14 protein-coding genes are annotated in these 13,495 nt (G+C 35.8%); 3 read left to right on the top strand and 11 right to left on the bottom strand.

Annotated elements, in window-relative coordinates:
• Position 1 precedes the first annotated feature (1 nt).
• The 11 genes from sdhD to JHT90_RS07145 all read right to left on the bottom strand — a co-directional run bounded on the left by sdhD (position 2) and on the right by JHT90_RS07145 (position 10,668).
• Positions 2–370 carry a succinate dehydrogenase, hydrophobic membrane anchor protein gene (gene sdhD / locus JHT90_RS07195; RefSeq protein ID WP_201095569.1) on the bottom strand — a complete coding sequence of 123 codons (369 nt, stop codon included), beginning with the start codon at positions 368–370 and terminating at the stop codon, positions 2–4.
• Positions 364–741: a succinate dehydrogenase, cytochrome b556 subunit gene (gene sdhC, locus JHT90_RS07190; protein WP_201095796.1), complete on the bottom strand. Its 378-nt coding sequence runs from the start codon at positions 739–741 to the stop codon at positions 364–366. The genes sdhD and sdhC overlap by 7 nt, the downstream gene beginning before the upstream one ends.
• 321 nt (positions 742–1,062) lie before the next feature.
• The gene (secF, locus tag JHT90_RS07185; protein WP_201095568.1) at positions 1,063–1,998 is read right to left on the bottom strand and encodes a protein translocase subunit SecF; all 936 of its coding nucleotides are present in this window, start codon (positions 1,996–1,998) and stop codon (positions 1,063–1,065) included.
• Between the two features lie 12 nt (positions 1,999–2,010).
• On the bottom strand, positions 2,011–3,861 hold the full coding sequence (secD, locus tag JHT90_RS07180) for a protein translocase subunit SecD (protein WP_201095567.1): 1,851 nt from the start codon (positions 3,859–3,861) through the stop codon (positions 2,011–2,013).
• 74 nt (positions 3,862–3,935) lie between these two features.
• Positions 3,936–4,283: a preprotein translocase subunit YajC gene (yajC, locus tag JHT90_RS07175; RefSeq protein WP_201095566.1), complete on the bottom strand. Its 348-nt coding sequence runs from the start codon at positions 4,281–4,283 to the stop codon at positions 3,936–3,938.
• Between the two features lie 32 nt (positions 4,284–4,315).
• On the bottom strand, positions 4,316–5,431 hold the full coding sequence (tgt, locus tag JHT90_RS07170) for a tRNA guanosine(34) transglycosylase Tgt (RefSeq protein ID WP_201095794.1): 1,116 nt from the start codon (positions 5,429–5,431) through the stop codon (positions 4,316–4,318).
• A gap of 22 nt (positions 5,432–5,453) precedes the next feature.
• Entirely contained in the window at positions 5,454–6,482 is a 1,029-nt protein-coding gene (gene queA, locus JHT90_RS07165; protein WP_201095565.1) for a tRNA preQ1(34) S-adenosylmethionine ribosyltransferase-isomerase QueA, read from the bottom strand.
• Between the two features lie 97 nt (positions 6,483–6,579).
• The gene (locus JHT90_RS07160; protein ID WP_201095564.1) at positions 6,580–8,052 is read right to left on the bottom strand and encodes an alpha/beta hydrolase; all 1,473 of its coding nucleotides are present in this window, start codon (positions 8,050–8,052) and stop codon (positions 6,580–6,582) included.
• 260 nt (positions 8,053–8,312) lie between these two features.
• Positions 8,313–9,083 (bottom strand): toxin-antitoxin system YwqK family antitoxin, encoded by a 771-nt coding sequence (locus JHT90_RS07155; RefSeq protein ID WP_201095562.1) that lies wholly within the window; start codon positions 9,081–9,083, stop codon positions 8,313–8,315.
• 187 nt (positions 9,084–9,270) lie between these two features.
• Positions 9,271–9,894 carry an OmpA family protein gene (locus JHT90_RS07150; RefSeq protein WP_201095560.1) on the bottom strand — a complete coding sequence of 208 codons (624 nt, stop codon included), beginning with the start codon at positions 9,892–9,894 and terminating at the stop codon, positions 9,271–9,273.
• Positions 9,895–10,056: 162 nt separating this feature from the next.
• Positions 10,057–10,668: a DUF1287 domain-containing protein gene (locus JHT90_RS07145; protein WP_201095558.1), complete on the bottom strand. Its 612-nt coding sequence runs from the start codon at positions 10,666–10,668 to the stop codon at positions 10,057–10,059.
• A gap of 92 nt (positions 10,669–10,760) precedes the next feature.
• On the opposite strand from JHT90_RS07145, the gene miaE reads away from it, so the two are divergent.
• The 3 genes from miaE to JHT90_RS07130 all read left to right on the top strand — a co-directional run bounded on the left by miaE (position 10,761) and on the right by JHT90_RS07130 (position 13,342).
• A complete protein-coding gene (miaE, locus tag JHT90_RS07140; protein WP_201095556.1) occupies positions 10,761–11,375 on the top strand; it encodes a tRNA-(ms[2]io[6]A)-hydroxylase in 615 nt (204 codons plus the stop codon).
• A 170-nt stretch (positions 11,376–11,545) separates the two neighbouring features.
• A complete protein-coding gene (locus tag JHT90_RS07135; protein ID WP_201095554.1) occupies positions 11,546–12,109 on the top strand; it encodes an SMI1/KNR4 family protein in 564 nt (187 codons plus the stop codon).
• 120 nt (positions 12,110–12,229) lie between these two features.
• Complete coding sequence (locus tag JHT90_RS07130) at positions 12,230–13,342, top strand: NAD(P)/FAD-dependent oxidoreductase (RefSeq protein ID WP_201095552.1); 1,113 nt, start codon at positions 12,230–12,232, stop codon at positions 13,340–13,342.
• Positions 13,343–13,495: the final 153 nt, after the last annotated feature.

Here is a 13,495-nt window from a genome sequence, read left to right as displayed (position 1 = left end):
ATTAAACACCCCAAAGAATCTGTATACCCCAGACAAAAATCACAAACATTAACATACCGCATAGCGCTTGTACTAAGAAGCGAACACCTGTTGCCCACTTACCTAATGCCATACGTGTTAAATAGTCTGTAGTGATTGTCCACATACCTACCCAAGCATGAATACTTAAACAAAGTAATGCTAATAAACTATAGGTACGCATCCATTTATTATGAAAAAGTCCATACCATTGAGAGTACTCAAGATTAGGGTTACAAATAACAAAAGCTACTAAAAAAATAAAGTATGTTGCTAGAACAACAGCTGATACACGCTGTGCCATCCAATCAAATAAGCCTGAGCGTGAAAAATTTGTGACATTAGTTACCATACTATCCACACTCCTGCAATCACAATAAGGATTACTGAAACGATTAATACTACTTTAGCACCGAAACGGCCACCCTCAAGCGATTCACCAATACCTAAATCCATAATCAAATGGCGAATGCCCGCAACTAAGTGATAAATTAACGCAGAGAACATACCCCATACGATAAACTTCACAAAAAAGTTAGACATCCACGATTTAACTGTGGCAAAGCCTTCTGGTCCAGATAGTGATCTATCTAGTAAGAAAAGCGCGATAACAAGTGAAACAAAAAGGATAACACCAGAAATACGGTGAAGAATGGACGCATAAGCTGTGATAGGTAGCTTGATAGTCCGAAGATCGAGATTTACGGGTCGTTGGCTATTCACGTTTCTATTCATCTTTATAAGCCCCTTATCTGGGAGCGGTTATTGGAAAGAATTAAACTACTCAAAGGTCAATATTATTAACTTTGATTAACCTCACCGCCTTATGTGGCAGATAGCCGCACAGTATAGTCGGTTATTTCGATATTGACAACTAGATATATGGTTAAGTTCACTATTTTCTTTATATTTTCAGTTATTTCCCCCTCCCTATGCCCTATTTATCTTTTTAGTACTAAGATGAGAAATTTTGCTTATTATAAACTGATTAAAAAAAAACTTCCCCATAAAAATACAGGGAAGTTTAATTATCTTACATTATTATTAAGGATGCTGCTCTTTTAACTCTTGGGAGCTAGGTGGTGGTAGCAAATCCTCACGCGTTAGTTTTAACCAAACTAATACTGGACCTGCAATATAAATAGAAGAATATGTACCAACAAATACACCGATTAACATAACCAATGCAAAGCCACCTAACGAAGGACCACCAAAGATTAACAAGGCAATTAATGCCATCGCTGTTGAGGTTGAAGTTGCGATAGTTCTTAGCAAAGTCTGTGTAACAGAAACATCAATATTTTCAATAATATCTGCTTTACGTAAGACACGGAAATTCTCACGAATACGGTCATAAATAATGATTGTATCATTTAACGAATAACCGATCATCGCTAATATGGCCGCAAACACTGTTAAATCAACAGGTATTTGGAAAAACGCGATAACCCCGAGGGTTACTACTAAGTCATGGAATAATGAAGCAATCGCCCCCAAACCAAATTTCCATTGGAAACGAAATGCTAAATAAATCAGGATACCTGCTAATGCTAATAAACAGGCAATCCCACCCTTATCTAATAATTCTTTACCAACTTGCGCTCCTACAGTTTCAGCACTAATTAGCTCAAATTTATTATCAGGATCAATACGATGTAGTTTAGCAGCTACTAAATTACCAACATCGGCTTCATCATTTTTTAAGCGAATTAAAACACTATTAGTAGAACCAAAGCTTTGTACAATTGCATCATCAAATTTTTGCTCTTGCCCTGGCTCTACTGTGGTTAATTCTAAACGTATCTTTTCTAAATCAGCTGGCTTTTCATAGAGTAACTCAATAGAAGTACCCCCTGTAAAATCTAAACCAAGATTTAAACCCTTATGAAATAGGCTGACTAAACCTATAACCGTAATCAGTACCGTAATAGCAAAGGCTACATTACGGATTTTCATAAAATGAATAGTGGACTTAATCATAGTAATATCACCTTATATCCACAATTTCTTAACATTACGACCACCAAACAGCAAGTTTACAATACCACGTGTAACCATTACAGCTGTGAATAAGGAGGTAATAATACCGAGTGAAAGTGTTACCGCAAAGCCTTTAATTGGCCCTGTACCCATTTGGAATAAGATAGCACCCACTAACAAAGTTGTTAAGTTACTATCAATAATCGCTGTATAGGCGCGGTCAAATCCTTCATGAATTGCTCTTTGGACGGATAAACCATTATTTAACTCTTCTCGAATACGAGAATAAATCAAAACGTTAGCATCAATCGCCATACCCAAGGTTAATACAATACCCGCAATACCTGGCAGGGTAAGTGTTGCGCCAATAATTGACAATAAGCCTGTTAATAGTACTAAGTTAAATGCTAAAGCTACTGTAGCAATTATGCCAAAGAACTTATAGATAATGACCATAAAAATAGCAATTAAGATCATTGCCCAAATTGTTGAATTAATACCCATTTTGATATTTTCTTCACCTAAGCTTGGGCCTAGTGTACGTTCTTCCACAAAGTGCATAGGGGCTGCTAAACCACCAGCTCTTAATAATAAGGCTAACTCTGAAGCTTCTTTCGTCGATTTAGAACCAGAAATTACAAAACGACTGCTTAACACATCACGAATAGTTGCTAGGCTAATAATTTTTCTATCTTCTACATAAGCCTGTACAGCTTTCTCTTTATCACTTCCCTCTTCTTTCACATAGTGAGTAATTGGGCGTTGTTCAATAAAGATTACAGCCATGCTACGACCAACATTACCTTGCGTCGCTTTGAACATTAAATCGCCACCATGACCATCTAGTTCAATTTCTACTTGCGGTTGATTATTACGTTGATCAAAACCTACTTTAGCACTAGAAACTTGATCGCCTGTAATAATTAATGAACGCTCTAAAGCAACCGTTCGGCCTTCAAAATCAAACTGCTCAGTTGAAATGGCAGGATCATCAGGCTTAGCTGCTAAACGAAACTCTAAGTTAGCGGTTTTACCCAAAATACGTTTTGCTTCAGCAGTATCTTGCACACCTGGTAGTTCTACCACAATACGATTAGCGCCTTGCTGCTGGACAATAGGCTCTGCCACACCTAACTCGTTAACACGATTACGTACGGTTTGTAAGTTTTGGGAAACGGCATACTCTGATAAATCAGAAATAATACTAGGTGACATGACTAATTTAAGTATTTGAGCACCCTCTTCAGTAGCAGTCGTTATATTAAATTGATTAAATTTAGTTGTAATTAACGCTTCAGCCTTAGCAGCTGTTGCTTCATCAGCAAAGCTAAATTGAATACTGCTGTCTTTACTTGGAACACTACGATAACGAATACGCTCTTCACGTAACAGATTTCTGATTTCGCCATCGTACATATTAAGGCGCGTTTTTATGGCTCTATCCATATCCACTTCAAGTAAGAAGTGAACACCGCCTGATAGATCAAGCCCTAACTTCATAGGACGTGCACCTATATTAGTTAACCATGCTGGTGTAGTAGGTGCTAAATTTAAAGCCACTACATAATCATCACCTAGTGCTTTTTGTAAAGCAGCTTTCGCAGGTAATTGACTTGCTAATTTGGTTAATCTAATTAAAACAGCTTCTTTTTCAATAGCTACTGATTTTGTTTCAATCTTAGCATCTGTTAAAACCTGTTTAACTCTCGTTACAGTAGCATCATCAACTACTAAATTTACATTGCTACCTGTAATTTGAACAGCAGGATCATCAGGATACAGATTAGGTGCTGAATATAGTAGCCCTATAGCCAACACAACTAAGATTAAGATATATTTCCATAAAGGATATTTGTTAAGCATTATGCCAACCATCTATCAAAAAATTAATAAACACCATGGTTAAATAGTTTATATAACCATAATGTCAGTTGTGATTATTCATCAATTGCTTTTAAAGTACCTTTGGGTAAGGTTGCAGCAATTGCTGATTTTTGAAATTTTAATTGTACATTATCTGATACAGCTAATACGATAAATTCATCAGATACTTTTACTATTCTACCTGCAATACCACCTGTGGTAAGCACTTCATCACCTTTTTGCAAAGCACTTAATAAATTACGGTGCTCTTTACCACGTTTCATTTGCGGACGTAGAATCATAAAGTAAAAAATAACGATAAAACCGCCTAGGAATACCCATGTAAAAATACCGTTAGGATCACCTGCTGCACCCGTTGCTGCTGCTTGTTGAGCATAAGCAGAGGAAATAAAAAAACTCATAAATTAAAACTCCTTAACACAAAAATGCGGATTTAATTTAAAGGTGGCGTAACTAATCCACGCTTACTATAAAATTCATCTACAAAAGCTGCCAATTTACCTTGTAAAATGGCATTACGCAAATCATTCATTAACTTTTGATAAAATCGTAAGTTATGAATACTATTTAACATGGCGCCTAGCATTTCGCCACATTTATCTAAATGATGTAAATAAGATTTAGAGAAATTCTGACAAGTATAACAATCACATGTAGCATCCAGTGCTGTCGTATCATGTTTGTGAACAGAGTTTCGAATCCTGACTACTCCAGTATCCACAAATAAATGGCCATTGCGTGCATTACGGGTAGGCATTACACAATCAAACATATCTATGCCCCGTCTTACCCCCTCTACTAAATCTTCAGGCTTACCAACGCCCATTAAATAACGCGGCTTATCAGCTGGCATTTGTGGAGGTAAAAAATCTAACACCCTAATCATTTCTTCTTTAGGTTCACCAACCGAGAGACCACCAATAGCTAAACCATCAAAGTCTATTTCAGATAAACCTTCTAACGACCTCATTCTAAGGTCTTGATGCATACCACCTTGAATAATGCCAAATAAGGCTGCTGGATTATCCGCATGGGCTATTTTCGAACGTTTAGCCCAACGTAAGGAAAGCTCCATAGATTGTTTAGCAGTTTCAAAATCTGCTGGATAAGGGGTACACTCATCAAAGATCATTACCACATCAGAACCTAGTGTTCGTTGCACTTGCATCGATTCTTCTGGCCCCATAAATACTTTAGCGCCATCAATAGGTGAAGAGAACGTAACACCCTCTTCCTTAATTTTGCGTAAAGCACCTAAGCTAAATACCTGAAAACCACCTGAGTCAGTTAAAATAGGTTTATCCCATTGAATAAAATCATGGAGATCACCATGCTTTTGAATAATTTCAGTACCTGGTCTTAACCAAAGATGAAAGGTATTACCTAAAATAATTTCAGCACCAATCTCTTTAATATCTCTCGGTAACATTCCCTTTACTGTGCCATAAGTACCTACTGGCATAAATGCAGGTGTTTCCACTGTTCCTCGAGGAAAAGTTAAACGACCACGTCTGGCTTTACCCTCTGTTGCTAATAATTCAAACTGCATAAAAGACATTAATTAACCTTCCTCATGCCTTTGGATTACGAGTAATAAACATCGCATCCCCATAACTAAAAAATCTATATTGCTCAGCCACTGCAACTTTATAAGCATTCATTATATTTTCATAACCAGCAAAGGCAGATACCAACATCAATAAGGTAGACTCTGGTAAATGAAAATTGGTCACTAATCCGTCGACTACATGAAAAGGTTTACCAGGATATAGGAAAATATCTGTATCGCCCGTAAAAGGTTTTAATTCCCCATCTAAAGCGGCTGTTTCTAATGAACGCACACTGGTAGTACCTACCGCAATAACTCGTCCCCCTCTTGCTTTACATGCTTTAATGGCATCTACAACTTCAGCCGCAACCTCTAACCACTCTTTATGCATATGGTGATCTTCAATGGTTTCTACGCGCACGGGTTGGAAAGTACCTGCACCTACATGGAGGGTTACAAAAGCACTATCTATGCCTTTTTCTTTAATGGCAGCTAATAAAGTCTCATCAAAATGGAGTCCTGCAGTGGGAGCTGCAACAGCGCCTTCATTTTTTGCATAAACTGTTTGATAACGTTGTTTATCTGCTAATTCATCATCACGGTCAATATAAGGCGGTAAAGGAACATGACCAATTTGCTCTAATATTTCTAATACAGGCTGGTTAAACACCAACTCAAACAATGAACCATGTCTTGCTAGCATTGTAGCCTGTATTTGTGAATTAAATACAATGTTCGTATCTTGTTTAGGGGCCTTACTTGCTTTGACATGCGCAAGCACCTTATAGGTATCTAACAATCGCTCAACCAATACCTCTACCTTACCACCCGTTTCTTTTTGGCCAAACAAACGTGCAGCAATCACTTTAGTATTATTAAACACCATTAAATCGCCAGCATTAAGATAACTTAATAAGTCAGCAAAATGCTTATGCTCAATCTTACCTGATAAGCCATCAAGCACAAGCAAACGGCTAGCCGTCCTGTTTTGCAAAGGATAACGAGCAATTAAATTATCTGGTAATTCAAAGTTAAAATCAGCAACACGCATTTATAGGAATAAGGCTTAATAAAAAATAAGGCGCAATGGTAACGATGATTGTATACAACAACAAGTAAAGAATAATAATTTTACAATTAAATTGCCATTATTGCTGTTTTTTTTGCAATGAAATATCAATCTTATTATCTATTTGCTCTAATAAATAAGGGTAAAAAGGATTAGCAGAAGCCCGTAATAAATTATCTAAACTTGTTACAAGCACTCCTCTTTCCCCGCGAATTGCCAATGCACCAATACTAATACCAAACTCGCCCTTATTCTCTGGATATTGTCCATAGAGCGAATCAGTTTCTGGGAAAGGTAAAGCGATATGGGAAAGCGAATAAATATCTGCTGGATATTCTAAACCTAAATCATAAATCTGCTGTGCTATTTGTAATGGCTTAGTAATCTTAGCCACTGCTTGATTACTATTAGGTGACTTATTTGTAATAACAGTAGTTTGGTATATCCTTGGCGGATTAGGCAATAGTTCAGTAACAGCATTGTAGGCTTTGTCTTTTAATAATGGCCCAAATTTAACTGTTTTATTCACATCAAATAACACCAACTCATGATGGGTATTTGTCAATAAACCATAAAGAGTGATAACCGAATGCGTAGTAACGGTACTATCCACCACCGACTGAAAGGTTAATATGGGTGGCAATTGCGCTATCTTCTCTTCACCAACACTTAATAAACGCTTTTGTAGAGCCGTTGTTAACTCATAAGATTGACGTGCGCCATTTACAGGAAAAGAATTATATTTAAAAGGGTTATACTCAGCCACCAGATCTATCCATGCTGCTTTAGCAAAGGGAGGAAATATTGAAGGCAATCCTGCTAAACCTGCAAAACGAGCAAAACTCGTTACACCAATCATTGGCGATATTAAAATAACTTGATCAGGTTTTGCTAACTGATGATTATCAAGGGCATCCAAAGTATAGATAAGTGCTAATGCACCACCATTAGAGTAACCTACGATGTGTAAAGGTTGAGAGGGTTCAATATAACTTTGAGCCTCCCTAACAGCTAAACGTGTAGCTGCTAGCCAATCTTCCCAATGCACTTCTGTTAAAGCGGCTGGAACTGTTCCATGTGCAGGCATTCGAATAGCAACTACCACAAATCCTCGTTGTTGATAATGGAACGCTATATTTCTTAAACTATAAGGAGAGTCTGTTAAACCATGCAATAGTGCTACTGCGCCATTTGGTTTCCCTTCAGGTTTTAACAAAAAGGAGCGATTCCAATTCTGTTTAAAATGCTCAGGATAAATCGAACTACTCAGCGCATAACGATTTAATACATATCGCCCATCATTATGCATTTTATCAGTTACTTTCTTTTTAACTTCATCAAATACTTGTTGTTCTGCTGTTAAATAGCCCTGCCAATCTGTTCTATCAATTTGTTTAGCCGTTAACTCATGAGGGACTGCTGTATGCCATAGCTCTATTGGAGCGCCCCTTTGGGTATCATATATACGAATGATTAAAAGAGTTATAACGATAACAATAACAACTCTAGCTATTCGTCTGAACCACCTTCTTAACCAACGGGGAAATCGCATTTAGTTGTTATTCCAAAGATCTATCGTTAAAGGTAAAAACACCCTTTTATCAATTAAAAGGAGATAACTATCATATCATTGTAAACTCGGTTTATTAAAGCATATATCTTTTTGAAAAAAATAATTGCTAGAAAATGATAGGTAAACTTACTTAGTTTAATTAGGTGATTTGGGTATAAATTGTGTAAGGCTTTTATTATTAATTATTCTATTTAAAATTTTCAGTAACTACTAAACAATACTTTCATTGTCTGGGTATTCTAATTAGCTGTTTCTTTAATTACATCTTTGACTAATTTACCCGTATCGTCCCAATAGCTCCAACGTTCTACGCGCTCATCTTGACGATAACGTCCTGCCTCTTTTTTTCTACCATTACCGTACCAGTAAATCCAAACGCCTTCTCTTCTATCAGCTTTGTAATAGCCTTTCTGCATTCTTCTGCCATTTTGGTACCATACAGTCCATTGTCCCTCTTTTAGTCCTTCTTTATAGTGACCTGATGTTTTCTTTTGGCCATTCTCATACCAAGACACCCACAGGCCTTTTCGTTGGCCTTGATCAAATACACCTTTTTGTTCAACTTGACCATTTTTAAACCAGACAATCAATAAGCCATTAACATCCATATGATCGTAATTAACAGCATCAAAATTTTGGTGTTTAGCTTGCTCTATATCGGTGATCAAATAAGGATCTGTTCTTTTTTCACCTGAATTATAAAAATCTTGGATAATAAAAAATATACCCTTTTGTCCTTTATCAATTCGATAAAAATCATCACTTTGCACCAAAATGTGCAATACCATATGATTGTCTTGTTGATCTTGATTTTTATTATTATCATTGGCAACTGCTTCATTAGCTAATGGCTGCCCATTTTCAATGCTATTTTCTTGTTTAATATTGTTGGTAGGGTTATTGGCAGTAATAGGTTGATTTTCTGTAACAATAGTTGTCTGTTGTTGAGCATAACTCACTGTATGGGTAACACTTAAACATACAAATACAGTGACTAACAGCTTATTCATTTCACTAAATTCCCATTAAAATAATTGATCTTTTTAACTTAATATCAGTTATTTCATTAATTTTAGTGACAATCATCTATTTCTCAACTCATATAATTTTACTAGATACACAACAACAACTCAGTTCAAAGTTCAGCAGAATGAAATTAAACTGATCATACTTATTGGATAATAATAAAACAAAAAATTAATTATTATTCTGGTAATTTGTTACTGCATATAAATTCGCTAAGGTTGCTATATCTCTATCTTGTTTTTGAACAATAATTAATTCAACACGTCTATTTTGTTCACGACCTTTTGCAGTTTTATTAGTAGTAAGAGGTTGATTAGAACCTACACCTGTAGAATAAACTTGTCTACCTGGTAAACCAGCCACATTAAATACAGAGCCAACACTTTTAGCGCGCTTTAAACTAAGCTCATTATTAACAGCAGCTCCACCTGTATCATCAGTGTGACCTACGATAACCACTACGCTATTACTATCTTGTTTAACTAATTTAGCAATCTTAGTTAAGGGGGTTAGTGTCACGGGTAATAACACATCTTGCCGCTTGGCATTGAAACTAGCTTTAACTGGCATAACAATAACGATGCTATCGCCTCTTGTTTCCATTTCAAATTTAGAACCCGCTATAGCTTGTTTAACCATTGCTTCATTAATGGATGTAGAGGTATAAGTAACTCCGCCTCTTTTCACTTCAACAACCTGTTGTTGAGGTTCAGGGTTAGAGCAACCAGTAACTGTTAACAAGCTTGTTAATAACACACCAACTGTCACTACTTTCATTGAATTAAATATAGGCATAATATTTTCAGGGCTAATTAAGATGTTTTCAGGATATTATAAATCATATCATCCTATCACATCCTAGCAATTGATTTAAGTTTAGTTACATTCATTTTGTAACAAAGCTTTCAGCATATAACCAACCTAAATTTACAAATCCCTATATGCTCTGGGATAACACTATTTGTAGTAACGATAATGTCCACTCATCTTCCATTCAAATAATACATCTTCCTCTTGCGCTCCCCAACCGATATTATGAATTACAAGCAGGCGTGTTTGATCCATGTTCATATTAGTTGATACGATACCTATATGAGGTAGACCATTATCTAACCGCCAAGAAACAATATCCCCTGGTTGATAGTCATTAGCCCATTGGGTCACAGGTAGACTTTTCCCTTGCCGCTTGAAAAATACTTCTAAATTAGGTACGCGCCGATGATCTATATTTTTATCAGGCTTAGTTAATCCCCACATTTTTGGATATACCGCAAAATGTTGGCGCATATCCTCATGAACTAGCTGCTGTAAATCGACTTTATGGCTACTTCTTAACGCTCGAATAACCACATCAGTACAGACTCCACGATTTAATGGAATATCACCCATTGGATAAGCTAATACTGTATAGCTTGGATCATATACAAGGGTTTTACCGACTTGCTGTTGGGCTGCTTTTGCAATTTGCACATTATTAGCCCAACTAAAAATTGGCAAACAAATAAAAATAATAACGATAGCTTGCAACCAATTTAATATTGTTAATTTCTTTCCTTTGATACTTATCATCTATCAATTACTCTTTATAAAAACCCACTTTATGTTTTAATTACAAGAATGCTAGAATTTCATTCTTTTAATCAATCAATTATATTTTAATAATGACTATACAGCTACTTCCTGAAATAGAACAATTTTTATTATGTCCAACACCTGACGCTTGGCTAGAGCAAGCAAAACAAAAAGAAAATGAAGCTATTTTATTAATTGATCATGCCAATTGTGAAAAAAAGGCTGCTTTCACCGCATTGAATTTAATAGTTCGTTATACAGAGTATGAAGACCTACAATATAAACTTTCTCGGTTAGCCCGTGAAGAGTTACGCCATTTTGAGCAAGTTGCTAATATTATGAAAAAGCGTAATATTAAATATGTTTTTTTAGAAGCCGCACAATACGCTCAACGCCTGCGTAAACACCTGAGAAAATCTGATCCAGAGCGTATGATTGATATTTTAATTATAGGCGCTTTTATTGAGGCTCGTTCTTGTGAGCGTTTTTATCGAGTTGCACCTTTGGTAGATGATGAGTTAGCAACGTTTTATCTATCCCTTCTTAAATCAGAAGGCCGCCATTATCAAGACTATTTAAAGCTAGCTGAAAAATACTCTCCTGAACCAATTGATGAGCGTGTGACTTTCTTTGCAGAAATTGAAAAACAAGCTATTCAAACCCCTGATAATACTTTTAGATTTCATAGTGGTGCTATAGCATAAAATGACATTTTCTGTATAAATTTTCTCTACATCTCACCTTTAACTTATGTAATAATAACTTTATAAGTTACTGAATTATTATAAATATTTAGCAACTTCAAAGAACTGTCACAAACCATTTAGTAGTGTATAAAAATAGCTGTCCATTGCTACAATGCAGGTTTAGGGTAATGAGCTTAACATTTAAGAAATTTGGTTATACTGTAAAATCGCCAGAAACTGATCAAAATATTAATGGTTTCAGGAACAGCAACTTACAAACTCAAAAAAAACTATTAGAAGCTTATAACCAGCCACTACCAACCCTTGATGAGATAGCATCGTTCGAACAACAAACCAATATACAGTTACCCAAAGATTATTCTAATTTTTTACTTACTGTAAATGGGGGCTATCCAAGTTATTATTATATTCCAACTATTGCTAGTACCGTTGATCACTTTTATCCATTTAACTGCCCCTTTCAAACTAGCTCAATGAATGACCTGTTAATTCTTAATAAAAAAGATTTCTTTAAAGACGGTCGTTACCACTATCTGCCTATTGCCTGTACATTAGCTGGTGACGAATATTTAATGGCACTGAAAGACGATGGAACATATCCTATTTATTTATATAACTACAGCGATTTATGTCTGTTAGATTTCGATGAGTCAAAACTAGTGTTTGTAGCAGACTCTTTTTCTATTTTTCTGAACCTACTTGTACCTTATGAAAAAGCTCAAAAACTATAAATGGTTATTTTATTATTGAGCTAATTAACTGTTTTTAGCACTTTATATTAATAATAATCTTATATAAACTCCTTCTATAAAGATAATTTACTAATCAAAATAAATAACGAATACTTAAAGATGGATAAAATAGATTATGTTGTAATTGGTGCTGGTGTAGTTGGCTTAGCTATAGCTAGAAAATTAGCTTTACTGGGTAATGATGTTATTATTATTGAAAAAGAAGCAGCTATTGGTACTGAAACAAGCTCTCGTAACAGTGAAGTAATTCATGCAGGTATTTACTATCCGACAGGGTCACTAAAAGCAAAGCTTTGTGTACAAGGTAACCAATTACTTTATGAGTATTGTGAACAACACCATGTTGACTATAAACGTTGTGGTAAACTAATTGTTGCCACTAATAATGATCAAATTAAAGAGTTACAAGCTCTTCAACAACAAGCGTCTGCAAACAATGTACCTACATTGACTTGGTTAGATAAGGAGCAAATCACCACTTTAGAGCCTGAACTTAATGCCGTATCTGCTTTACTATCTCCCACTACAGGTATTATTGATAGTCATGGTTATATGCTTGCCTTACAAGGTGATTTAGAAGGCAACGGAGGTATGATTGCTTTTAATAGCCCTGTCCAATCAGCTACATTAACAACAGAAGGCATAATCCTAACAATAGCTGGAGATGAACCTTTTCAATTATTAGCCAAAAACGTTATCAATTGTGCAGGACTGTATGCCACTCAATTAGCTGATAACTTTGAAGGGTTACCAAAGCAATATATCCCTAAAGGTTATTATGCAAAAGGTAGTTATTTCAGTTTAACAAAACGAGCGCCTTTTACTCATTTAATTTATCCAGTGCCTGAAGCTGGCGGTCTCGGTGTACATCTAACACTTGATTTAGCGGGCCAAGCTCGCTTTGGTCCTGATGTGGAGTGGATTACTGAACTTGACTATACAGTAGATCAACAACGTTGTAATAAATTTTATGCTGCTATTCGTAGTTATTGGTCTAACCTTCCTGATAATACACTACAAGCTGCCTATAGTGGCATAAGACCCAAAATTACCCCACAAGGAGTAGCAGCAGCGGACTTTAGAATAGATGGTGTAGCAACGCATGGAGTTAAAGGGTTAATTAATTTATTTGGAATAGAGTCGCCTGGATTGACTGCTTCATTAGCTATTGCAGATTATGTAGCTACTCTTCTCTATGGTAATTATGGATAGTTAGTTAATAACTATCCATTAATACTTTAGTTATTCTTCTATACCTTCAGTTAGATTATTTAACTTTTGTGCTTCTTGCTTTTTATGCTCAATATTTAGTTGCTCTTCACTTTCAACATGTTCAGCAGCTTCTTCAGGTATAGCGGGGACTTC

This window comes from Entomomonas asaccharolytica (assembly GCF_016653615.1).
GTDB classification, from domain to species: domain Bacteria; phylum Pseudomonadota; class Gammaproteobacteria; order Pseudomonadales; family Pseudomonadaceae; genus Entomomonas; species Entomomonas asaccharolytica.
The sequence above is the reverse complement of the archived record's forward strand: the minus strand, read 5'-3'. Positions and strand labels throughout refer to the sequence as shown.

What these genes read in the sequence shown, in the direction of transcription:
- sdhD (WP_201095569.1), bottom strand. Translation starts at nt 370, where the DNA reads ATGGTAACTAATGTCACAAATTTTTCACGCTCAGGCTTATTTGATTGG.
- secF (WP_201095568.1), bottom strand. Translation starts at nt 1,998, where the DNA reads ATGATTAAGTCCACTATTCATTTTATGAAAATCCGTAATGTAGCCTTT.
- secD (WP_201095567.1), bottom strand. Translation starts at nt 3,861, where the DNA reads ATGCTTAACAAATATCCTTTATGGAAATATATCTTAATCTTAGTTGTG.
- yajC (WP_201095566.1), bottom strand. Translation starts at nt 4,283, where the DNA reads ATGAGTTTTTTTATTTCCTCTGCTTATGCTCAACAAGCAGCAGCAACG.
- tgt (WP_201095794.1), bottom strand. Translation starts at nt 5,431, where the DNA reads ATGCAGTTTGAATTATTAGCAACAGAGGGTAAAGCCAGACGTGGTCGT.
- queA (WP_201095565.1), bottom strand. Translation starts at nt 6,482, where the DNA reads ATGCGTGTTGCTGATTTTAACTTTGAATTACCAGATAATTTAATTGCT.
- JHT90_RS07160 (WP_201095564.1), bottom strand. Translation starts at nt 8,052, where the DNA reads ATGCGATTTCCCCGTTGGTTAAGAAGGTGGTTCAGACGAATAGCTAGA.
- JHT90_RS07155 (WP_201095562.1), bottom strand. Translation starts at nt 9,083, where the DNA reads ATGAATAAGCTGTTAGTCACTGTATTTGTATGTTTAAGTGTTACCCAT.
- JHT90_RS07150 (WP_201095560.1), bottom strand. Translation starts at nt 9,894, where the DNA reads ATGCCTATATTTAATTCAATGAAAGTAGTGACAGTTGGTGTGTTATTA.
- JHT90_RS07145 (WP_201095558.1), bottom strand. Translation starts at nt 10,668, where the DNA reads ATGATAAGTATCAAAGGAAAGAAATTAACAATATTAAATTGGTTGCAA.
- miaE (WP_201095556.1), top strand. Translation starts at nt 10,761, where the DNA reads ATGACTATACAGCTACTTCCTGAAATAGAACAATTTTTATTATGTCCA.
- JHT90_RS07135 (WP_201095554.1), top strand. Translation starts at nt 11,546, where the DNA reads ATGAGCTTAACATTTAAGAAATTTGGTTATACTGTAAAATCGCCAGAA.
- JHT90_RS07130 (WP_201095552.1), top strand. Translation starts at nt 12,230, where the DNA reads ATGGATAAAATAGATTATGTTGTAATTGGTGCTGGTGTAGTTGGCTTA.